The sequence below is a fragment of the Amycolatopsis sp. NPDC114505 genome, assembly GCF_055633615.1.
Map to the genome: position 1 here is coordinate 400,332 of NZ_JBVKDV010000001.1, position 19,630 is coordinate 419,961.

Annotated in this window: 25 protein-coding genes and 1 pseudogene; 13 read left to right on the plus strand and 13 right to left on the minus strand. The window is 70.6% G+C overall.

What is annotated here, in order from left to right; genetic code table 11:
* Positions 1-4: 4 nt before the first annotated feature.
* The 5 genes and pseudogenes from ACZ7OU_RS01960 to ACZ7OU_RS01980 form a co-directional block, all read right to left on the minus strand.
* A complete protein-coding gene (locus tag ACZ7OU_RS01960; RefSeq protein ID WP_470253961.1) occupies positions 5-1,111 on the minus strand; it encodes an acyl-CoA dehydrogenase family protein in 1,107 nt (368 codons plus the stop codon).
* Between the two features lie 56 nt (positions 1,112-1,167).
* Positions 1,168-2,184, minus strand: coding sequence for an inner membrane protein YhjD (gene yhjD, locus ACZ7OU_RS01965; protein ID WP_470239391.1), 1,017 nt, complete (start codon positions 2,182-2,184; stop codon positions 1,168-1,170).
* Positions 2,185-2,494: 310 nt separating this feature from the next.
* Positions 2,495-2,715, minus strand: a pseudogene (locus ACZ7OU_RS01970) (AAA family ATPase); the annotation flags it as partial.
* A 3-nt stretch (positions 2,716-2,718) separates the two neighbouring features.
* Positions 2,719-3,753: a tryptophan--tRNA ligase gene (gene trpS / locus ACZ7OU_RS01975; protein WP_470253962.1), complete on the minus strand. Its 1,035-nt coding sequence runs from the start codon at positions 3,751-3,753 to the stop codon at positions 2,719-2,721.
* A 358-nt stretch (positions 3,754-4,111) separates the two neighbouring features.
* The gene (locus ACZ7OU_RS01980; protein ID WP_470253963.1) at positions 4,112-4,462 is read right to left on the minus strand and encodes a hypothetical protein; all 351 of its coding nucleotides are present in this window, start codon (positions 4,460-4,462) and stop codon (positions 4,112-4,114) included.
* Positions 4,463-4,921: 459 nt separating this feature from the next.
* On the opposite strand from ACZ7OU_RS01980, the gene ACZ7OU_RS01985 reads away from it, so the two are divergent.
* Positions 4,922-5,650 carry a chitinase gene (locus ACZ7OU_RS01985; protein ID WP_470253964.1) on the plus strand — a complete coding sequence of 243 codons (729 nt, stop codon included), beginning with the start codon at positions 4,922-4,924 and terminating at the stop codon, positions 5,648-5,650.
* A 58-nt stretch (positions 5,651-5,708) separates the two neighbouring features.
* Here the strand turns inward: ACZ7OU_RS01985 and ACZ7OU_RS01990 are convergent, their stop codons facing one another.
* Positions 5,709-6,209 carry a MarR family winged helix-turn-helix transcriptional regulator gene (locus tag ACZ7OU_RS01990; RefSeq protein WP_470239395.1) on the minus strand — a complete coding sequence of 167 codons (501 nt, stop codon included), beginning with the start codon at positions 6,207-6,209 and terminating at the stop codon, positions 5,709-5,711.
* 82 nt (positions 6,210-6,291) lie between these two features.
* On the opposite strand from ACZ7OU_RS01990, the gene ACZ7OU_RS01995 reads away from it, so the two are divergent.
* Positions 6,292-6,765: a cupin domain-containing protein gene (locus ACZ7OU_RS01995; protein WP_470239396.1), complete on the plus strand. Its 474-nt coding sequence runs from the start codon at positions 6,292-6,294 to the stop codon at positions 6,763-6,765.
* On the opposite strand, the gene ACZ7OU_RS02000 is transcribed toward ACZ7OU_RS01995, so the two are convergent.
* A complete protein-coding gene (locus ACZ7OU_RS02000; RefSeq protein WP_470253965.1) occupies positions 6,762-7,568 on the minus strand; it encodes an exodeoxyribonuclease III in 807 nt (268 codons plus the stop codon). The genes ACZ7OU_RS01995 and ACZ7OU_RS02000 overlap by 4 nt on opposite strands.
* A 35-nt stretch (positions 7,569-7,603) precedes the next feature.
* On the opposite strand from ACZ7OU_RS02000, the gene ACZ7OU_RS02005 reads away from it, so the two are divergent.
* From ACZ7OU_RS02005 to ACZ7OU_RS02015, 3 genes are all read left to right on the plus strand, one after another.
* Positions 7,604-8,329, plus strand: coding sequence for an MBL fold metallo-hydrolase (locus tag ACZ7OU_RS02005; RefSeq protein ID WP_470253966.1), 726 nt, complete (start codon positions 7,604-7,606; stop codon positions 8,327-8,329).
* Positions 8,330-9,211: 882 nt separating this feature from the next.
* Positions 9,212-9,787, plus strand: coding sequence for a TetR/AcrR family transcriptional regulator (locus tag ACZ7OU_RS02010; RefSeq protein ID WP_470253967.1), 576 nt, complete (start codon positions 9,212-9,214; stop codon positions 9,785-9,787).
* 79 nt (positions 9,788-9,866) lie between these two features.
* Positions 9,867-10,415, plus strand: coding sequence for a permease (locus tag ACZ7OU_RS02015; protein ID WP_470253968.1), 549 nt, complete (start codon positions 9,867-9,869; stop codon positions 10,413-10,415).
* 4 nt (positions 10,416-10,419) lie between these two features.
* On the opposite strand, the gene ACZ7OU_RS02020 is transcribed toward ACZ7OU_RS02015, so the two are convergent.
* Both ACZ7OU_RS02020 and ACZ7OU_RS02025 read right to left on the minus strand, forming a co-directional pair.
* Positions 10,420-10,716, minus strand: coding sequence for an SH3 domain-containing protein (locus ACZ7OU_RS02020; protein WP_470239401.1), 297 nt, complete (start codon positions 10,714-10,716; stop codon positions 10,420-10,422).
* 182 nt (positions 10,717-10,898) lie between these two features.
* Positions 10,899-12,122, minus strand: a complete 1,224-nt coding sequence (locus tag ACZ7OU_RS02025; protein WP_470239402.1) for an NADP-dependent isocitrate dehydrogenase — start codon at positions 12,120-12,122, stop codon at positions 10,899-10,901.
* A 260-nt stretch (positions 12,123-12,382) separates the two neighbouring features.
* Here ACZ7OU_RS02025 and ACZ7OU_RS02030 point away from each other — a divergent pair, with 260 nt between their 5' ends.
* Genes ACZ7OU_RS02030 through ACZ7OU_RS02045 form a run of 4 tightly spaced genes read left to right on the plus strand, consistent with a single transcriptional unit; the run spans position 12,383 to position 14,611 of the window.
* Positions 12,383-12,892 carry a hypothetical protein gene (locus tag ACZ7OU_RS02030; RefSeq protein WP_470239403.1) on the plus strand — a complete coding sequence of 170 codons (510 nt, stop codon included), beginning with the start codon at positions 12,383-12,385 and terminating at the stop codon, positions 12,890-12,892.
* A 25-nt stretch (positions 12,893-12,917) separates the two neighbouring features.
* Positions 12,918-13,298, plus strand: coding sequence for a DUF2203 domain-containing protein (locus tag ACZ7OU_RS02035; RefSeq protein ID WP_470253969.1), 381 nt, complete (start codon positions 12,918-12,920; stop codon positions 13,296-13,298).
* A gap of 9 nt (positions 13,299-13,307) precedes the next feature.
* On the plus strand, positions 13,308-13,925 hold the full coding sequence (locus tag ACZ7OU_RS02040; RefSeq protein ID WP_470253970.1) for a class I SAM-dependent methyltransferase: 618 nt from the start codon (positions 13,308-13,310) through the stop codon (positions 13,923-13,925).
* A complete protein-coding gene (locus tag ACZ7OU_RS02045; protein ID WP_470253971.1) occupies positions 13,922-14,611 on the plus strand; it encodes a hypothetical protein in 690 nt (229 codons plus the stop codon). The genes ACZ7OU_RS02040 and ACZ7OU_RS02045 overlap by 4 nt, the downstream gene beginning before the upstream one ends.
* Here the strand turns inward: ACZ7OU_RS02045 and ACZ7OU_RS02050 are convergent.
* Together ACZ7OU_RS02050 and ACZ7OU_RS02055 are read right to left on the minus strand one after the other, a co-directional pair.
* Positions 14,601-15,065 (minus strand): hypothetical protein, encoded by a 465-nt coding sequence (locus ACZ7OU_RS02050; protein ID WP_470253972.1) that lies wholly within the window; start codon positions 15,063-15,065, stop codon positions 14,601-14,603. The two genes, ACZ7OU_RS02045 and ACZ7OU_RS02050, sit on opposite strands and share 11 nt — an antisense overlap.
* A 101-nt stretch (positions 15,066-15,166) precedes the next feature.
* Positions 15,167-15,580 carry a DUF2000 family protein gene (locus ACZ7OU_RS02055; protein ID WP_470253973.1) on the minus strand — a complete coding sequence of 138 codons (414 nt, stop codon included), beginning with the start codon at positions 15,578-15,580 and terminating at the stop codon, positions 15,167-15,169.
* A 50-nt stretch (positions 15,581-15,630) separates the two neighbouring features.
* Here ACZ7OU_RS02055 and ACZ7OU_RS02060 point away from each other — a divergent pair, with 50 nt between their 5' ends.
* Positions 15,631-16,407 (plus strand): helix-turn-helix transcriptional regulator, encoded by a 777-nt coding sequence (locus tag ACZ7OU_RS02060; RefSeq protein WP_470239409.1) that lies wholly within the window; start codon positions 15,631-15,633, stop codon positions 16,405-16,407.
* A 24-nt stretch (positions 16,408-16,431) separates the two neighbouring features.
* A complete protein-coding gene (locus ACZ7OU_RS02065) occupies positions 16,432-17,013 on the plus strand; it encodes an HhH-GPD-type base excision DNA repair protein (protein WP_470239410.1) in 582 nt (193 codons plus the stop codon).
* On the opposite strand, the gene ACZ7OU_RS02070 is transcribed toward ACZ7OU_RS02065, so the two are convergent.
* Positions 17,010-17,621, minus strand: a complete 612-nt coding sequence (locus ACZ7OU_RS02070; RefSeq protein WP_470253974.1) for a TrmH family RNA methyltransferase — start codon at positions 17,619-17,621, stop codon at positions 17,010-17,012. The genes ACZ7OU_RS02065 and ACZ7OU_RS02070 overlap by 4 nt on opposite strands.
* A 111-nt stretch (positions 17,622-17,732) precedes the next feature.
* Between ACZ7OU_RS02070 and ACZ7OU_RS02075 the strand changes: the two genes are divergently transcribed.
* The gene (locus ACZ7OU_RS02075) at positions 17,733-17,921 is read left to right on the plus strand and encodes a DUF1918 domain-containing protein (protein ID WP_470253975.1); all 189 of its coding nucleotides are present in this window, start codon (positions 17,733-17,735) and stop codon (positions 17,919-17,921) included.
* Positions 17,922-17,934: 13 nt separating this feature from the next.
* Here the strand turns inward: ACZ7OU_RS02075 and ACZ7OU_RS02080 are convergent, their stop codons facing one another.
* Positions 17,935-19,113 carry an MFS transporter gene (locus tag ACZ7OU_RS02080; RefSeq protein WP_470253976.1) on the minus strand — a complete coding sequence of 393 codons (1,179 nt, stop codon included), beginning with the start codon at positions 19,111-19,113 and terminating at the stop codon, positions 17,935-17,937.
* A 109-nt stretch (positions 19,114-19,222) separates the two neighbouring features.
* Here ACZ7OU_RS02080 and ACZ7OU_RS02085 point away from each other — a divergent pair, with 109 nt between their 5' ends.
* Complete coding sequence (locus ACZ7OU_RS02085) at positions 19,223-19,546, plus strand: ArsR/SmtB family transcription factor (protein ID WP_470239413.1); 324 nt, start codon at positions 19,223-19,225, stop codon at positions 19,544-19,546.
* The last annotated feature ends 84 nt before the right edge of the window (positions 19,547-19,630 follow it).

The window sequence follows — 19,630 nt, forward strand, 5'->3', positions numbered from 1 at the left end:
CTCCTCAGAGCTGTTCGGTGCGGGCGGGGACGCCCAGCAGGAGCTTGCCGGACAGCTCGAAGCTGGCCGGGTTGACCTGGAAGTGGGCGGTCGCGGTGTGGGCGTCGCGGAAGCGGCGCTGCAACGGCGAAGTCTCGTAGATCGCCGCGCCGCCGCCCAGGTCGTACATGCTTTCGGCGACCTTCGCGGCGGTGCGCGTGACGTGCGTGGCGGCCAGGCGCAGGCCGAGTTTCAGCCGGTCCGGCACCGGTTCGGTGCCCTGCGCGGCCTGCCAGGCGTCGTCGATGCTCGTGTAGTAGAGCAGCCGCGCGGCGCGCAGGGCGGCCTCGGACTCCGCGACGGCGGCCTGGGTCTGCGACCGTTCGGCCAGCGACCGGCTGGAGCCGAGCGGCTTGCGCGTCGAGGCGAGTTCGACGAGGTCGTCGATCGCGCCGCGGGCGTTGCCGAGTGCGGCTGCGGCGACCGACAGCGCGAAGTAGCCGAAGAGCGGGAAGCGATGCAGCGCGACGGCGTCCGCGGGCGGGCCGCCCATCACCGAGAAGACGCGGTGCTCGGGGACGAAGAGGTTGTCGGCCACACAGTCGTGGCTGCCGGTGCCGCGCAGGCCGTTGGTGTGCCAGGTGTCGAGCACTTCGATCTCGGCCTTGGGCAACGCGGCGACGTACAGCTCCTTTTCGTGCACGAACCCGGCGAAGAGCCAGTCGCAGTGCGGGATGCCGCTGCAGAACGGCCACCGGCCCGAGACGACGTACCCGCCGTCGGTTTTCACACCGGCCCCGCGCGGCGCCCAGACGCCCGCGGCGACCGTCTTCGGGTCGCCGAAGACCTCCTCGGCGCACTTCGGCGGGGCGTAGGCGGAGAGCAGGCTGCTCGTCACGGCGATCGAGACGCACCAGCCGGCCGACGCGTCGCCGCGCGCGACCGTCTCGGCGGTCTCGAGGCTGAGGGCGGGCGGCGCTTCAGGACCGCCCAGGTGGCCGGGGACGCCGCTGCGCAGGAGCTGGGCGTCGGTCAGCTTGGCGACGAGCTCGGCGGGCAACGCGCGCCGCTGCTCGGTGACGGGCGCGAGCGTCTGGGCGAGGGCGGCACACTCGCGGGCGGCGTCCAGCATGAAACCTCCGGTTCACATTTCTTACCGGTTCAGTTTCTTTACCGACCCGCTCGCTGTCAAGACTTGCGACGGCCACCCAGCCACGCGAGCAGCGCCCCGGCGCTGAAAGCTCCGGCGACGGCACCGAGCCCCGGCCCGCGCTGCACGGTGACGGCCTGCTCGAGCCGCACCGGCGGCGGGGGCTGGACGACCTCGTGCTGGTTCTCCTTCGCGGTGGCGGTCCACGCCGTGATGAGCAGGAGGAAGCGCGAGACGAGGTTCGCGAACACGAGCAAACCGATGACCGGCCCGAACAGCGCGGCCGACGGCGACTTCGTGACGCTGGCCAGGTAGATCGAGCCGACCTGCTGCAGGATGACGAACCCGATGGCGGCGACGACGGCCCCCTTGACGGCACTGCGCAGCGCGACCTGCTCGCGGGGCAGCCGGGCGATCACCCAGAGGAAGACGAGGGTGTTGGCGGCCAGGCCGAGCACGATCGTCGCCGCGCGGAGCAGGTAGATCGCCCAGGTCTGGTCGGCGAGCCCGACGAGTTCGAGCAGGAACTGCCCGACGCCACCGCCGACCGCGGTCAGCGCGAAGGAGACGATCAGCGCGACCCCGAGCCCGACGAGGGCGACGAGGTCCTTGAGCGTCTGCTTGACGACAGGCTGAGGCTGTTTCTCCTGGCCCCACTGCGCGGTGAGCGCGTCGCGCAGGTTCGACATCCAGCCGACGCCGGAGTAGAGGGCGATGAGCAGACCGAAGATCCCGATGCCGCCACCGGAGTCCAGCGCGCCCTTGACGATGCCGTTGACGAGGTCTTTCAGGCCTTCGGGCACGGAGCTGTTGATGCCGTCGGTGATCTTGGTGATGATCGTCTGGTCGTGGTTGACGACCAAACCGACGACGGCGAAGGCGACCATGAAGAGCGGGAAGACCGACAGCACGCTGAAGTAGGTGATGGCGGCGGCGTAGTGGTTGCCGTAGCGCTCGGTGAAGGCATCGTTGGCGCGGATCAGGTGATCGAGCCACGGGTACTTCCGCCGCAGCCGCGGCAGGAGCTTTTCCTTCTGTACTTCATCGGTCGCCACCGTGAAACGCTAACCACGCCCGGTGACTCCCGCAACGCGAGCGGCTTATGTGAGGGAGGTCGGCGGCGTGCCTTGGCGTCCTCCACGGCCGGAGGCGGTGTGGCCATAGCGGACGTGCGAATCTCCGCAGCTCGGCCTACCGGTTGTCCACAGTCCTCGCCAGTTGTGGACAAGCTACTCGCCCGGCGCCACGAAAGTCCGATTCGTCGGGGGGCGCCGATAGACTGGACTCGGGGACGCCCCCCAAGGGAAGGGCGGGGGCTGCTTTCGGGTCGGCGGCTCCGAGTCCGCAGAACACAAGGCAAACCGTCAGCTTCGGCACCACGACGTCGTGGCCCGCGGACAGGTGCGTCCGTGCTGCCGCCACCGCGAGGTCCCGCGCCAGCAACCCCGCCTCGCCGGCGTTCCGCCGACCATCGCGCGGACGCGATCCACGTCCAGCGCGAGCGTCGGCGGGTGGGTGTCGGCGTAGCGCCGGGCGAGCGTCGACTTGCCGCTGCCCGGCGGGCCGTTGAGCAGGATCAGCTTCACGCGTCAGCGGACGGGCGGCAGGAACCCGATCCGCTGGTACGTCTTGGCCAGCGTCTTCGAAGCCACGTCACGGGCGCGCTCCGCACCCGCCGCGAGGACCTTGTCCAGCTCCGTCACATCGTCCAAATAGGACTTCGCGCGTTCCTGGATCGGCGTCACCCACTCGACGAACACCTCGCCGAGGTCCTTCTTCAGGTCGCCGTAGCCCTTGCCTTCGTACGCCGCCTCGAGGTCCGCGATCGTCCGGTCGGTCAGGGCCGAGTAGATGGACAGCAGGTTCGAGACGCCGGCCTTGTTCTCGGTGTCGAACTTGACCTCGCGACCCGTGTCGGTGACGGCCGACCGGATCTTCTTCGCCGAGCGCTTCGGGTCTTCGAGGAGCTCGACGATCCCGTTGGCGCTGGAGGCCGACTTGCTCATCTTGGCCGTCGGGTCCTGGAGGTCGTAGATCTTCGCCGTGTCCTTGATGATGTACGGCTCGGGCACGACGAACGTCTTGCCCAGCCGGTTGTTGAAGCGCTGCGCGAGGTCGCGCGTCAGCTCCAGGTGCTGGCGCTGGTCCTCGCCGACCGGGACCGCGTCGGCCTGGTAGAGCAGGATGTCAGCGGCCTGCAGGATCGGGTAGGTGAAGAGGCCGACGCTGGAGCGGTCGGAGCCCTGCTTCGCGGACTTGTCCTTGAACTGCGTCATCCGGCCGGCCTCGCCGAACCCGGTCTGGCACTCCATGACCCAGCTCAGCTGAGCGTGCTCGGGGACGTGGCTCTGCACGAACAGAGCGCTCCGCTGCGGATCGATGCCGATGGCGAGCAGCTGGGCGGCCGAGACGCGGGTGCGCTGCCGCAGCACCTTCGGGTCCTGCTCGACGGTGATGGCGTGCAGATCGACCACGCAGTAGAACGGCTCATGGGTGTCCTGCAGCCGCACCCACTGGCGCAGCGCGCCGAGGTAGTTGCCGAGGTGGAACGAGTCGGCGGTCGGCTGGATCCCGGACAGGACCCGCGGGCGGCGGTCAGCTGCGACGGTCTGCTCTTCGGACACGTGAGGATTCTTCCAGGCCGGACGACACGGCGGGTGCCGAGGGGGCCCAAGCTGGGGATTCTTCCAACCTACGGCGCGCGCGAGGTATCGGCGGCGCGTGATCGGAGGGGCGACACGCGTGATCGGAGGGTCAACTCGCGTGACTGGGGAGTCGACACGCGTACCGAGGGGTCGACTCGCGTGCCCAAACGGACGACACGCGTACTTGAACGGACGACACGCGTACCTGGGCGGACGACACGGTGCGGGCCAGCGGCCGGTCGGGGCAGGTCGCGGCGGGTTGGTCAGGCGGCGCCGGGTGGAGCAAGCGCGCCGGGGTTGGTCACGCGCGCCGGGCTGGTCAGGCGCGGTGAGTGCGTCAGGCGTGCGGGTGCTGGGTGAGGAAGGGGCGGGTCGGCGTGGCGTCGGGCTCGCCGAGGACCGCCTCCGCCATCGCCGTGACCGGGCCGGGCGCTTCGGGAACCGCCGGGGCCGCCTCCGCGATGCGGGTCTTCCGGCGCTGGCGCAGCACACCCAGCGTCATGCCGACGATGCCGAGCGCGACCGCCACCAGGCCGACCGGGCCGAGGACGCCGAAGCTCTCCGCGCCTGAGTCCGTCTGCGCGGTCACGACGTCGGCGAACGCGCTCCCGCCGCCGGCCACGAGCAGCGCGGCCGGGACGAGCGCGACCACCGCCGCCGCGCGGAATCCGCGCAGCGTGGATCGCATCAGGCTTTGACCTGGGTTGCGCACCGGAGTGCCTCCCGCGAGTGATGAGCGAGACGCTCACCCATACGAGTGAGTCGCTGCATGCTGCTGGTCAAAAAACTACCGAGTGTGTCAAGACCCGGAGGTACCGATCGACTAGGCGGCCGAGACTAGCGCCCAACCGAGAACACGATCCGGGCACCCCCCGGGTTCACGCCGCCACCCGAGTGGGTGTTGCGGAAGACGGAACACTCATACGCACAGTAGAAAATGACCGGCCACTGTCTCGTCGGCCATCACCCACACATCGCAATCCGGACTCACCCTCTGCCATTCGCCGCAGTGCCCACTGCTCCGATCGCGCACTCTTGATCGGAAAACGATTAACACGAAAGAGATTGGTCTATACCTCTTGGTGTAACCCATTCGGCTCGGTCGGACCGCGCACGACCGGCGTGACCAAGACAAGAGGAGACCCGAATGTCGATCACCCGGTTCCTGAAGCGCACGGGAGTGGCGGTGAGCGCGCTCGCCGCGGCGGCCGCCGCCGTCGTGCTCCCGGCCACCACCGCGTCCGCCGCGGCGGACGCCTCGTTCGTCGTCAGCGAGGCCCAGTTCAACCAGATCTTCCCCAGCCGCAACAGCTTCTACACCTACAGCGGCCTGACCGACGCGCTGTCGGCCTACCCCGGCTTCGCCAACACCGGCGACGACACCGTGAAGAAGCAGGAAGCGGCCGCGTTCCTGGCGAACGTCAACCACGAGACCGGCGGCCTCGTCTACGTCGTCGAGCAGAACACCGCGAACTACCCGCACTACTGCGACACGAGCCAGCCCTACGGCTGCCCGGCCGGCCAGGCCGCGTACTACGGCCGCGGCCCGATCCAGCTGAGCTGGAACTTCAACTACAAGGCCGCCGGTGACGCGCTCGGCATCGACCTGCTCGGCAACCCGTACCAGGTCGAGCAGAACGCGGCCGTCGCCTGGAAGACCGGGCTCTGGTACTGGAACACCCAGACCGGGCCGGGCACGATGACGCCGCACGACGCGATGGTCAACCAGCGCGGCTTCGGCGAGACCATCCGCAGCATCAACGGTTCCATCGAGTGCAACGGCGGCAACCCGGCGCAGGTGCAGAGCCGGGTCGACAAGTACACGCAGATCACCGGGATCCTCGGGGTTCCGACGGGCGGCAACCTGTCCTGCTGAGCCGGGCGCGGCGAGAAGGGCCTTCCCGGCGTGCTGCCGGGGAGGCCCTTTTCGGTTGTCAGGTCTGGGGATCGAGGTGGCCGAGGAGCTTGCGCAGGACGTCGTCGAGCAGGCCGAGGTCCTTTTCGGACAGTCCGGACAGGAGTGCCGAGACGTTCGCGGTGTGCTCGGTCATCGCGGCGTCGACGGCGTCGAAACCCTTGTCCGTCAAGCGGATGCGGAAGCTGCGGCGGTCGTTCGGGTCCAGCGCGCGCTCGACGAACCCCGCCTTCTCCAGCCGGTCGAGACGGCTCGTCATGCCGGCGCGGGACATCATCAGCGTCGCGGACAGCTCGGACGGGATCAGCGTGTACGGCGTCCCGGACCGGCGCAGCGCCGCCAGGACGTCGAACTCCCCGCGTTGCAGGCCGAACTTGCCGAACACGCGCTCCTGGGCCGGGCCCAGGACGAGCGCGAGCCTGCCCATCCGGCCGGCCACGCCGATGGCGGTCAGGTCGAGGTCGGGGCGTTCGCGGTGCCAGGCCGACACGACGGCGTCGACGGCGTCTTCGTCACTCACCCCACCCACTCTATTCGACGCCAGCACTATTCGTCGCCTGATAGTTTGACAGCGAACTATCAGGCATGGAACCATCACCGGCATGACGACATTGCTGGTACGCCACGACGAAGCCGAGCAGCTCGGCTCGACCCCCGACACGATGACCCTGCTCGCGGACGTCTCGCAGACCGGCGGGCACCTGAGCACGAACCGCGCCTCCCTGGGCCGCGGGCGCGACGGCGCGACGCCGCACTTCCACACCTCGTCGGCCGAGATGTTCTTCATGCTCGACGGGGAGCTGGAGGTCCTGAACGGCGAAGACGTCGTGACGGTGCGAACCGGCGACATGCTGTTCGTGCCGCCGCACACGAATCACGCGTTCGGGGCGACGATGCGGTCGGGCGCGGACGTGCTGATCGTGTTCACGCCCGGCGTCGAGCGCTTCGAGTACTTCCGGATGATCGACCGGATCCGGCGCGGCGAGGCGTCGCCGGCGGAGATCCTGGCGTCGCAGGACCGGTTCGACAACCACTTCGTGGACAGCGCGACCTGGCGCGCGGCCCGCGCGGCCTAGATGTCGTAGGTGGCGGTGACCGGCGCATGGTCGGACCAGCGCTGGTCGTAGGCGGCGGCGCGCTCGACGACGACGTCGACGACCTTCGCGGCGAGTCCAGGGGTCGCAAGCTGGCAGTCGATGCGCCAGCCGGAGTCGTTGTCGAAGGCCTGGCCGCGGTAGGACCACCAGGTGTAGGGGCCGGGGCCTTCGGGGTCGAGGCTGCGCTGGACGTCGGTGTAGCCGGCCTCGGTGTAGACACGGCCGAGCCAGGCGCGTTCCTCGGGGAGGAAGCCGGAGTTCTTGCGGTTGCCGCGCCAGTTCTTGAGGTCGACGGTGTCGTAGGCGATGTTCCAGTCCCCCACGACGACGACCTCGCGCCCGGCCGCGGCGGCCTTGGCGCGGAGTTCGACGAGGTAGGGCAGGAACGCGGCCATGAAGCGTTCCTTTTCGTCCTGGCGCTCGGTGCCGACGTCCCCGCTGGGGAGGTAGAGGCTCGCGACCACGACGTTCGGCAGGTGGACCTCGAGGTAGCGGCCGCTGTCTTCGAACTCGGGTTCCCCGAAGCCGATCCGGACCTCTTCGGGCTCGACGCGGCTGTAGACGGCGACGCCGTTGCGGCCCTTGGCGGCGGAGGGGGCGTGCACCGCGAACCAGCCTTCGGGCGCGACGACCTCGGCGGGCAGCTGTTCCGCCGTGGCGCGCACCTCCTGGCAGCAGACGACGTCGGCCTTCGTGGCGGCAAGCCACTCGACGAAGCCCTTTTTGGCGGCGGCGCGGAGGCCGTTGACGTTCACGGTGGAGACGGTCAGCACGAACTGCACGCTACCGGCCGGGCCGCTCTGCCAGACTGCCGGGCATGGGTGAGCTGACGGTGCTCGGCAGCTGCGGCGGGTTCCCGGAGCCCGGGCGTGCGTGCGCGGGATTCCTGTTGTCGCACAACGGATTCCGCGTCGTCTTGGACCTCGGGTACGGCGCGGCGTCGCGCCTGTTCGCGCACGGGCTGCCCGACGCCGTGGTGGTGACGCACGAGCACCCCGACCACTGCGCGGACGTGAGCGCGCTCGGGCGGGCCTGGTACTACACGGGTCCTGGTGGCCGGTTGCCGTTGCACTGCACGCCCGGCACGCTCCGGCGCTTGGAGGCGATGGAGCCGCGACCGCACCCGACGGAGCTGTTCGAGGTGCACGACCTCGGCGCACCGGCCGACGTCGGACCGTTCCGCCTGACGACGTACCCGCTGCCGCACTACCTGCCGAACTTCGGCGTGCGCCTGACGGCACCCGGGCTCACGGTGGCGTACACCGGCGACACGGGACCATCGCCGGCCCTGGCCGACCTCGGCCGCGACGCGGACCTGCTCATCTGCGACGCCACCCTCCGCACCCCACCGGCGGAGGGGGAGCCCCGCTACTTGATGACCGCGACGGAGGCGGGCCAGTGGGCGGCCGAGGCCGGAGCGCGCCGGCTGATGCTGACGCACTTCTGGCCTGGGACGGACCGTGAGGCTGCGGCAGCCGAGGCACGCGCGGAGTTCGGCGGGGAGGTGCTGGTCGCGGAGGAGGGGTTGGCCGTCGGGCTCTGACCCCGGTCAGCGGCTCGGCTTGGCTGTGCAGCCAGGCTCGGCCGGCGCCGGTTCGGCCCGCGCAGGCTAGCCGGCTTGGGCCAGCGCGCCTGCTTGCCTCGGCCCAGTCTGCTCAGGCTCAGTCCGCCCTGCCCCACCCCGGCCCGGCCTCGGCCCGCCGGCTTGGCCCAGCTCGCTTGCCTCGGTCCGGCCAGCTCAGGATCCGCCCGCCCTGCCCCCTCGGCTGGCTCGGCTGCCCGGTTGGCGCAGCCGACCTCGGCCAGCATCGGCTCGACCCGCACAGGGTCAGCTCTCCGGCCTGGCCCCGCTCGCCTGCTTGCCTCAGCCGGCGCCGCCCGGCTCGCCGACTTGGCGCAGCTCGCCTGCTCGCCTCGGCCCGCACAGGCCCAGCCCACCGGCTTGCCTCAGCCCGCGCCGCCCGGCTCGCCGGCCTGGCGCAGCTCGCCTACTCGCCTTGGCCCGGTCCCGCTCAAGCTCCGCCAGCCCTGCCCCGCCCTGCCAGGCTCGGCTCGCCAGCCTGGGCCGGCTCGCCGCAGCGCGGCCCGCTCAGACTCCGCCCGTCCCGGCACGCACAGCCCGGCGGCACGAAGGAACCTCACCCTCGCGCTCCGACCCCCGTCCGAGCGCGGTCCCCAGGCTCCACTCCTCCCGCACCACCAAGCCGCACACCCTCGGCCCTCGCGCCCGCGGAACTCCCCCTGGAGACTCCGCGGACACCGCACCTCAGCCCGTGCCGCATTCAGTTGTCGCCCGCTCCCCGGACCTCACCTCACCTCCTCATTCAGCTCACGAAAGTTCTAACACCCACCACCGACAAAAACCGGTCCTTGACGCCCGAAGCTACGATCATTAGCTTTAAAGCTATGCCAAGTAGCCAACCCCATGTCACCTAGAGCGGGTCTGACCACCGACGCGGTGGTCGACCTGGCCCTCAGGATCGTCGACGACTCCGGCGCCGACGCCCTGACCCTCGCGAAGGTCGCCGACCGTGCGAACGTCGCCGCTCCCTCGCTCTACAAGCACGTCAAAAACCTCGCCGACCTGCGACGACTGATCGACCTCAAAGTCGTCCAGCAGATGGCCGACGCGCTCAGGACCGCCGCCACCGGGCGCGAGGGCGCCGACGCCGTCGAAGCGATCGCCGATGCCTACCGCGCCTACCTGCGGCGGCACCCGCACCGCACCAACGCGCTGACGACCGCTCCCGACGAGGCGGACACCGAGCTCAGCCGCGCCACCCACGCCGTCGCCGAGGTCGTCTTCGCCGTGCTCAGGCCGTTCGGCTTCGAACACGTCCAAGCCGTGCACGCCACCCGGTGCCTGCGCGCCGCCGTGCACGGGTTCGGCGGGCTCGAAGCGTCCGGGGGCTTCGGGCGGCCCGAAGACGTCGACCAGAGCTTCGAAGTCCTCAAATCCATGCTCGTCCAAGGCCTCACGAACTACGCGGAGAAACCATGAGCTTCATCCTCGCCCTGCTCCTCTTCACCGTCGGGCTCGGCGTGCTCGACGCCCGCTTCCCCTGGACGGAGGCCCGCAGATGATCGCCGGGCACTTCGGGCTGGCCGCCGCCGTCAAGGCGGGGCGGCCGGCGATCCCGATCTGGACGCTCATGCTCGCCACCGCCTGGCTCGACGTCGTCTTCGTGCCGCTCTACCTCAGCGGCATCGAAACGGTCGACGGCGCGGGCTACGGCGGTGGCGTCATCCACGCCGACTACACCCACTCGCTCGTCGGCGCGCTCGTCCTCGCCGCGCTCTTCGGGGCGGTCGCCGCCCACTGGCTCGGCCGCGAAACCGGGCTCATCCTCGCCAGCGTCGTCTTCTCGCACTGGCTGCTCGACCTCGTCGTGCACCGCGCCGACCTGCCGATCCTGCCCGGCAACGCCGGCGACCTGCCCACGTTCGGCTTCGGGCTCTGGCGGCTGCCCGCCGTCTCGGCCGTCGTCGAACTGCTGATGCTGGCGGTCGGCATCGGCCTCTACTGGCGCGCGGCTGCCAAACGCGACCCGAAGCGCGCTCGCACGCTGGGCCTGTCCGCCGCGGCGTTCGGCGTCGTCACCCTCGCGGCGGACCTGCTCGGCGTGTGAAGGATCAGCAGGCGGACCCGGCGACCGGTGCGGTGAACGCGGCGGCGACCCACTTGTCGTCGGCCACCTTCCGGAAGCCGTTCTGCACGCCCGGCAGTGCGTCGAACGAGGCGTCACGCAGGTACTTGCCGACGATCTTCGCGTTGCCGTCGGCCGTCTCGCGGGCGTTGAGGACGTCCGCGGTGACGGTCACCTTGCACCCGGTGGCCGACGCTCCCGAAGCCTGCTTGTCCGTGTTCATCACGTAGACGATGACGACCAGGACGATGGCGCCCAAGATGATCAGAGTCTTCTTCGACATGCCTTCCTCCAACCGCGTGCCCCATCCCCCGCCAAGGGTAGGCAATCCTTTACCCGCACCGACAGCGCCGGACGCAGCAACCACCCGGAGGCGCCAACCGGGACGACCACCGGTGACGCACCGTGCGCGAAAAGAAGCCCCCGCCCCGGCGAAACCGGGACGAGGGCTCTTCACAACCGAACTCAGCCCTGGGCGATCTTCTTGGCCAGGTTGTCGTCCAGCGTCGCGAGGAACTCCTCGGTCGTCTGGAACGGCTGGTCCTTGCTGATCAGCAGCGCCAGGTCCTTCGTCATCTGACCGCTCTCGACGGTCTCGACGACGACCTCTTCGAGCTTGTTCGCGAAACCGATCAGCTCCTGGTTGCCGTCCAGCTTGCCGCGGTGCTCGAGGCCCCGGGTCCAGGCGTAGATCGACGCGATCGGGTTCGTCGAGGTCGGCTTGCCCTGCTGGTGCTGGCGGTAGTGCCGGGTGACGGTGCCGTGCGCAGCCTCGGCCTCGACGGTCCGGCCGTCCGGGGTGCGCAGGACCGACGTCATCAGGCCGAGCGAGCCGAAGCCCTGCGCGACCGTGTCGGACTGGACGTCACCGTCGTAGTTCTTGCACGCCCAGACGTAGCCGCCCTCCCACTTCATCGCCGCCGCGACCATGTCGTCGATCAGGCGGTGCTCGTAGGAGATGCCCTTGGCGTCGAAGTCGGCCTTGAACTCGGCCTGGAAGATCTCCTCGAACACGTCCTTGAACTGGCCGTCGTAGGCCTTGAGGATGGTGTTCTTGGTGGAGAGGTAGACCGGCAGGCCGCGGTCGAGGCCGTACTGCAGCGAGGCGCGCGCGAAGTCCTCGATGGACTTCTTGAAGTTGTACATCCCCATGGCGACGCCGCCGCCCTCGGGGAACTTCGCGACCTCGAACTCCATCGGCTCGGAGCCGTCGTCCGGGGTGTAGCTGACGGTCAGCGTGCCCGGGCCGGGGACCTTGAAGTTGGTCGCCTTGTACTGGTCACCGTGGGCGTGGCGGCCGATGATGATCGGCTTCGTCCACGTCGGCACCAGGCGCGGGATGTTCTGGATGACGATCGGCTCGCGGAAGATGACGCCGCCGAGGATGTTGCGGATCGTCCCGTTCGGGGACAGCCACATCTTCTTGAGGCCGAACTCTTCGACGCGCGCCTCGTCCGGGGTGATCGTGGCGCACTTGACGCCGACGCCGTGCTTCTTGATCGCGTACGCGGAGTCGACCGTGACCTGGTCGTCGGTGCGGTCCCGCTCCTCGATGCCCAGGTCGTAGTAGTCCAGGTTCACGTCCAGGTACGGGTGGATCAGCTTGTCCTTGATGAACTGCCAGATGATGCGGGTCATCTCATCGCCGTCGAGTTCGACGACGGTGCCCTGGACCTTGATCTTGGCCATGAGCAGCGGTGCTCCTTCCGCGGATCTTCGCGTTCTTTTCCAGATGAGTCTCGCCGGTAGCGGTACAAGCGTACTGCTTGATGGGGCCGACCGGGTCAAGCAGTGGCCGGTATCAAGTCTCCACCCGGAGAATGTGGTACGGCTCACCGGGCGGAACCCGCCGGTGACCCGATCCGACCGCTCGCCGAGCGATCGTCGCGCCGACGGGTGAACCAAGGCACGATGCGATCCGTGAACTCATCATGCGGGAGGTGACGGCCATGTCGACCCATCGGTACGGCGAGTACGAAGACGATTACGAAGACTACGACGACACGACGGAAGCGCTCGACGAGCGGCCGCGCCGCGGCGTCGCCCACCTGGTCAGCGCGCTGGGCGGGCTCCTGCTCACGCCGGTCGCGCTGGGCCTGCTGAGCTGGGGCGGGCTGCGCCAGCAGCAGCTGATCCAGGCGACGCTGAGCACCAACCGCGACTCGCTGGGCATCGCGCTGCTGGCCGGCGGGGCGATCCTGCTGCTGGTCGTCGCATCGCTCGGCGCGCTCTCGGCGGTCGGCCCGATCCTGGGCGGGCTGATCTATGGCGTCCTGCCCGGCGTCGCGGCGATGGCCGTGCCCGATTGGGGCTTCCGGCTGGTGAACCTGATGCCGAAGAGCGACATCGCGTACGGCGTCATGGACTTCCTCTTCATCGGCGGCCTGCTGGGCGTGGGGTTCCTGCTGGTCGGCAGCGGGCTGGCCAACGCGCTGGTGCGGCGGCGCCGAGAGGCCTGAACCGCGTCGATGGGATCATCGGGCGATGGGTTTGTTCACCGTCGCCGAAGCCTGCGACGAACTGGCGAAGCTGCAGCCGGTCCTCGACGAACTGGTGCGCGTCCGGGCCGACGCGGCCGAGCTCGCGGCGTCGCTGCGGCCCGGCGGGAAGGCCACCGAGCTGGGCGGGCTGCCCGAGTGGAAGGCCGCGCAGGCCCGGCTCGACGACCTGATGACAACGGTCCAGCGCACCGGCGCCGAGCTCAAGGGGTTCGCGCCGCTGCTGGTCGACTTCCCGGCCGAGGTCGACGGCGTCGACGTGCTGCTGTGCTGGCTCGAAGGTGACCGCGAGCTGGGCTGGTACCACCGCACCGACCTGGGTTTCGCCGGCCGCCGGCCCCTGAAAATCGCTGGTCGGCCGGACTAGGTTGGGTGCGTGGACCACGCATCGAGAGCTGCCCTTTTCGACGGCACGGCCGAGCACTACGACGAAGACACCTTCCACGCCCAGGTGGCCGACGCGCTGGTCGCGCCGCTGCCGGCCGGGCCGGGGCTCGTGCTGGACGTCGCCACCGGGACGGGCTTCGCGGCGTACGCGGCGTTGCAGCTGAAGCCGTCTCGCGTGCTGGCTGTCGATCTCTCGCCGGCGATGGTGGCCCGCGCTTCGGCAAAAGCCGCATCGCTGGATCCGGCCGGGGTGATCACCTGGCAGGTCGGGCCGGCGGTGCCGATGCCGTCGCCGGACGGGTCGGCCGACGTCGTGCTGTGCGCGTCCTCGCTGCACTTCCTGGGGGCGGTCGCGTTCGCCGACTGGCTGCGGGTCCTCCGGCCCGGTGGGCGGTTGGCGTTTTCGGTGGTGTCGGGGGCGCGGTTCAAACCTTCGGGGCCGTTCGCGGCGTTCGTGCCGGGCGATTTGTCGTTTCCGCTCGAAGAGGCCGGGGCGGCGGCTTTGGCGTCTTCGGCGGGGTTTGCAGACGTTTCGGCTCGGACGTTCACCGTTGATGGCGGCGACCGGGTGCGGAGCGTGTTCCTCGTGCACGCGACGGCCCCGTGAACCTGGAGCGGTTCGCGGACGGCCACCTGACGGAGGTCACCGCGGACGGCAGCCGCGTTTCGCTGCGGCTGGAGGCGTACACGGAGTACCGGCTCGTGCCGGGCGAGGTCTCCGTGGTCGAGGTGTTCGAGCTGAGCGCCGACCCGGGTGAGCTGGCGGCGGCCGGGCCGCCGGCGCCGGACCACTCGCTGGAAGAACCGTGGAGCTGGGAACACGACGGGCTGGTGACGGTCGAGTTCTTCGCGCCGCTCCGGATCCGGGTGACGGCGGCCGACTTCGAGCTGAAGCCGCTGGGGCTCGAGCCGCGACCGGTACCGCCCTCGCCGGACGCGAACCGCTGCGGCTTCGAGTCCGCGGTGGCGCTCGACCTCCCGGCCCGGCTCGGACCGGACGTGGTGTGGCGCACGTATGGCGGCGACGCGGGCACGCCGACCGACCCCGACGGCTGGTTCCTCCAGCGCCGAGGCCGGCTGGCGAGCTCACTGACTGGGGTCTTCTGCCGGATAGCGGGAGACTGGGTCACCTTCGATCGCCACGATGCCGACGACGACCTCTGGCGGGCCGTACAGCTGCTCGGCGCGCACGCGGAGCGCGTGTGGTCGGGCAACTGCGTGTTCCGGCCCGCCGACTGGGCCGCCTGGGTGACCGCCGGGACGCTGCCGCCCGTCGAGCGGCTCAGGCCGTGAAGTGGACCTCGCCGCGGGTGGCCGGGCCGTCCGGGCTGCCGCAACGCTGGACGAACGTCAGGTCCACGCCGGTCGCGTCGAGGCGGTCGATCGTGAAGTCCGCGTAGTCGTCGCCGCAGCCGAAGCCGCCCGTGACCACGGAGATGCCCGGGGTCGTCGACGCCGGGTCGCTCGGGCTTCGGTAGCGCGCGCCCGTGTACGTCCCCGGGTGCAGGGACTCGCCCGCCGGGGCGCTCAGCTCGATGCGCAGGTACTCGAAGCCCGCGTCGACGTCGATCGTCAGCCTGCCGTCGTGGTTCCACGTCGCGATCTCGGCATCCGGTGCCGCGTAGTGGGCGCTGCCCTGCATCGGCCAAGCGCCCTCGTCCGAGGTGTAGTCCACCGTCCGCACCGGGTCCGCCGACGCGATCGGCACGAGCGTCAAGCCCAGCCCGGACGCCGCCGCAAAGATCACGCAGGCACGACGAAGTGAATTCACGGAACCTCCCCATCCCGAGGCCGCCTGGTGCGGCATCACGATCATGCTGGCAGCGCGACCGGGCCCGGGGATAGGTCTCAACGGTGCAATGAAGCGCCTTTGAGGATCTTGTCCACCGCGTTCTTCGGTCCGTGCACCGCCAGGCCGGCCAGGGCCAGCTTCTCCCCCGGCACCGCGCGGACCGCCGCCCGGTTGTCGATGTCGTTGCCCGTGTGGAACAGCTCGTCGGTGAAGATCGAGATCCGGAGGCCGCGGCCCAGAGCGCGGGTGTGGGCCGCCGTCAGGACGTCGCCCGTGCCCGAAAACACCATCACCGGCTGGCCGAACATCGGCAGGTACTCGGTGTCGTCGGCGTCGAAGTACGGCTCACCCATCAGCTCCGGCGTCACGTGGGCGATCCCGCTCACGAGGAACGCGGTGACGTTGAGCCGCTGCCAGGACGCCAGATCCTCGCGCAGCAGGACGGCGATCTTCGTGTCGAAGGAAGTCATGCCCCGAAGACTCGCCCGCCGGGCACGCGCGCGTCTTGTACGTTCTTGACATGGCCCACGTGGAAGCTTGGCGGCCGGCGGTCCCGGGGATCGCCGAGGTCTTCCACGCCCACTTCATCACGCACGCCTACCCGCTGCACACGCACGACACCTGGACGCTGCTGATCGTCGACGACGGCGTCATCCGCTACGACCTCGACCGCCACCACCACGGCGCCCTCGGGCCGGCCGTGACGCTGCTGCCGCCGAACGTCGCGCACGACGGGCGGGCCGCGACCAGCCACGGCTTCCGCAAGCGCGTGCTCTACCTGGAGACGTCGGTGCTGGGCGAGCACCTCGTCGGCGCGGCGGTCGACCAGCCGAGCGTCGCCGACGGGCTGCTGCGCACCCGGATCCACCAGCTGCACGCGTCGCTGGCCGAGCCGGGCGACGCGCTGGAGGCCGAAAGCCGGCTCGCGCTCGTCGCCGAGCGGCTGCGCACGCACCTGGGTCACCCGGACACGCACCCGCCGAAGCGTGGGCTGGCGGACGACCTGCGGGACCTCCTCGACGCGAAGCTGCCCGAAGCGCTGACGCTGGCCGAAGCGGCCGAGACGCTCGGCGCGCACCCGGCACACCTCGTCCGCTGCTTCGGGGCGCGGTTCGGCCTGCCACCGCACCGCTACCTGACGGGCCGCCGCGTCGACAGCGCACGCCGGCTGCTGCTCGACGGCTCCCCGGCCGCCGAAGTGGCCGCGGTTACCGGGTTCACCGACCAGGCCCACCTGACCCGGCACTTCAAGCGGTACCTGGGCACGACCCCGGCGCGGTACTCCAAGACTCGCTGACCCGGGTTGTGTCAAGATGGCCGCATGCTGCGCGAACTGCACCTGACCGGCGATCCGGCCGCCGACAAGCTGCTCAACGACGACCCGTTCGCCCTGCTCGTCGGCATGCTCCTCGACCAGCAGTACCCGATGGAGCACGCGTTCGCCGGACCGCGGAAGATCGCCGACCGGATGGACGGCTTCTCCCTCGCGAAGATCGCCGCGACCGACGTCGAGACGTTCGTCGAGATGTGCGTCGTGCCGCCGGCCATCCACCGCTACGGCGGCTCGATGGCCCGTCGCGTCCACGCGCTCGCGGAGCACATCATCGAGAACTACGACGGCCGGACCGAGGGGCTCTGGCTCGACGGCCGCCCGAAGCCCGACGGCCCCGAAGTCCTGAAGCGGCTGCGCGCGTTGCCCGGGTTCGGTGAGCAGAAGGCGAAGATCTTCCTGGCCCTGCTGGGCAAGCAGCGCGGCATCCAGCCGAAGGGCTGGCGCGAGACGGCCGGGGCGTACGGCGACCGCGGCTCCCGCCGGTCGATCGCCGACGTCACGAGCGCCGAGACGCTCGCCGAGGTCCGCTCGTTCAAGAAGGCCGCCAAGGCCGCCGCGAAAGCGGGCTAGCGCACCCAGACGCGTAACGGGCCCAGCGGCTTCGCGCCGTGGGCCAGTGCGATCGCACCGCCACCGGATTCGTCCACAGTGGACCCTTTCACAGCAGGCCGGCCAGTTTGTACAGGACCAGGCTTCCCGCCACCGCGACGTTGAGACTCGCCCCGGTGCCGACCATCGGGGATTTCGACGACGGTGTCCAGCAGATCGAGCGCCTCCGGCGGGATGCCGGTCTGCTCGTGGCCGAGCACGGCGATCGTGCGGCCGCGGGCGGCCGGGAGGTCGCCCAGCCGCACCGCTTCCTCCGCCAGTTCGACGCCGACCACCCGCGTACCGGCCGCTCGTTCGCGGGCCAGCCAGCCCGGTGGGTCGTGCACCCAGTGCACGCATGCCGGGCGCCGCAACGTGTTCCCGCGTCGCAGCGCCTCGGGCACCCAGGGGAACCGCGGTACCGCGAGGCACGCGCCCACCGCGTCACAGGTGCGCAGGAGGGTGCCGAGGTTGACGCCGTGCAACGGCCAGAGCGGGGCGGCCACCAGGTGGCCCCAACAGGGATGTGCCTTGGTCCGCCGGGACTTCCGCAGCTCGCTGGGCGTGCGGACCCGGACCGCGGGGCTCACCGGCGCCGAGGCGCGGCGCCTCCGATTTCGTTGGTCATGCCCGGATTCTAACCCGTTCGCCGGGACCGCGGAACGATCCGCGCTCCTACTCTGAACACGGAGGTGAAGGCCATGCACGCCGGAGTGGGAGACGCAATCCAGGTACACGGCCGTACCGTCGGGTCGGCCGAGCAGCACGGCGAAATCCTCGAAGTCCGCGGGCCCGACGGCGCCCCGCCCTACCTGGTGCGGTTCGCCGACGGGCACGAAGCGCTCGTCTACCCCGGGCCCGACTGCGAAGTCCAGGCTCGCGCGGACTAGCCGAAGGGGCCCTTCAGCCCACCGCGACCTCTTCCCGCGGCGCGCGGACCCGGCGCCACGCCGTCCCGACGAGCACCAGGGCCACCAGGGTCAGCGCCGCGGCGACCTCGGGCAGCACCAGCGGCCCGCCGGAGTCGAGCACCGCGCCCCCGACCACACCGGACAGCCCGACGCCGAGGTAGATCGCCGACGCGTTGAGCGAGAGCACCAGACCCGCGTGGCCCGGGGCGAGCTCGATCAGCCGGTGCTGCACCGGCGGGCTGAACGACCACGTCGCCACGCCCCACACGAACAGCGCGACCCCGGCCGCGATGGGCGTCGTCGTCGCGATCGGCAGCAGCGCCAGCACGATGGTGATCGCGGCCGTCACGACCAGCAGCGGCGTGCGCGAGCCCCAGCGGTCGGTCGCCCGGCCCGCGCCGAAGTTGCCGACCGCGCCGCCGACGCCGTAGCAGAAGAGCAGCACCGTGACCGTCGTGCCGTGGACACCCGCGGTCGCGGCCAGCAGCGGTGACACGAACGTGTAGACCATGAACGCGGCGAGGCACCCGAGGACCGTCACGGCCAGCATGACGAGCACCCGCGGGTCGCGGCCGGCGGCGAACCGCTCGGCCAGGCTCACCCGCGGTGGCGCGGCGACCGACGGCAGCGCCACCCGCACGGCCAGCGCGCTCGCCAGCGAGAACGCGGCGACCAGCGCGAACGCCGTCCGGTAGCCGAGGTGCTGCGAAATGAGGCTGCCCAGCGGCACGCCGAAGATGAGCGCGACGGTCAGGCCGCCGAACACCAGCGCGACCGCGCGGCCCCGGCGTTCGGGGCTGGTCAGCTCGGCCGCGACGGCGCTCGCCGCCGGGGTGAACACCGCTGCGCCGATCGCGGTCACCACCCGGGCCAGCAGGAGCGAGCCGTAGCCGGGCGCGAGCGCGGCGAACAGGTTGCCGGCCGCGGTGACGGCGAGCGCGGCGACGAGCAGCGTCCGGCGCTCCCAGGTGCCCGTGACGGCGGCGAAGAGCGGCGAGCCGACCGCGTACGCGATGGCGAAGGCGGTGACGAGCTGCGCGGCCGCGGTGGCCGAGACGTGCAGCTCACCGGTCAGCGCCGGCAGCAGCCCGGCGACGATGTAGCCGCTGGTCCCGACGCCGAACGCGCCGAAAGCCAGCACCGAGATCCTCGAGGACGAGGGTGTGGACATGGGTGGGTCCCCCCAGGCGAGCGGGCGATTGGTTCGATGAACGTCGTAGTTCGACAACTACCGTACTACGCGGGTCCGACAATTTCGATCGGCGTCGTACAATGGGCTCATGGCCAAGACCGCCGCGCTGCCGCCGATCGTTCACCCGGAGCTGGACGAGATCACCGTCGAAGGCGTGCTCCGCGCCCTGGCCGACCCCGTGCGGCTGGGCATCGTGCGCCAGCTCGCCGCGGCGGACCACGAGCTCGCGTGCGGCGCGCTGACCGTGCCGGTGACCAAGTCCACAATCACCCACCACCTGAGCATCCTGCGCCAGGCCGGCGTCGTGGCCGGCCGCCAGGAGGGGACGACCCGGTTCAACTCGTTGCGGCGCAACGATCTCGACACCCTGTTCCCGGGTCTGCTGGCCGGCGTTCTGGCCGCTCCCCGCTGATCACGGCGTTACGGTGTGGATCGTCACCCGCTATCGGGATGACAACGACCCCCTTCGCTTGTTGGACTGTGCGTAGGACAGCCC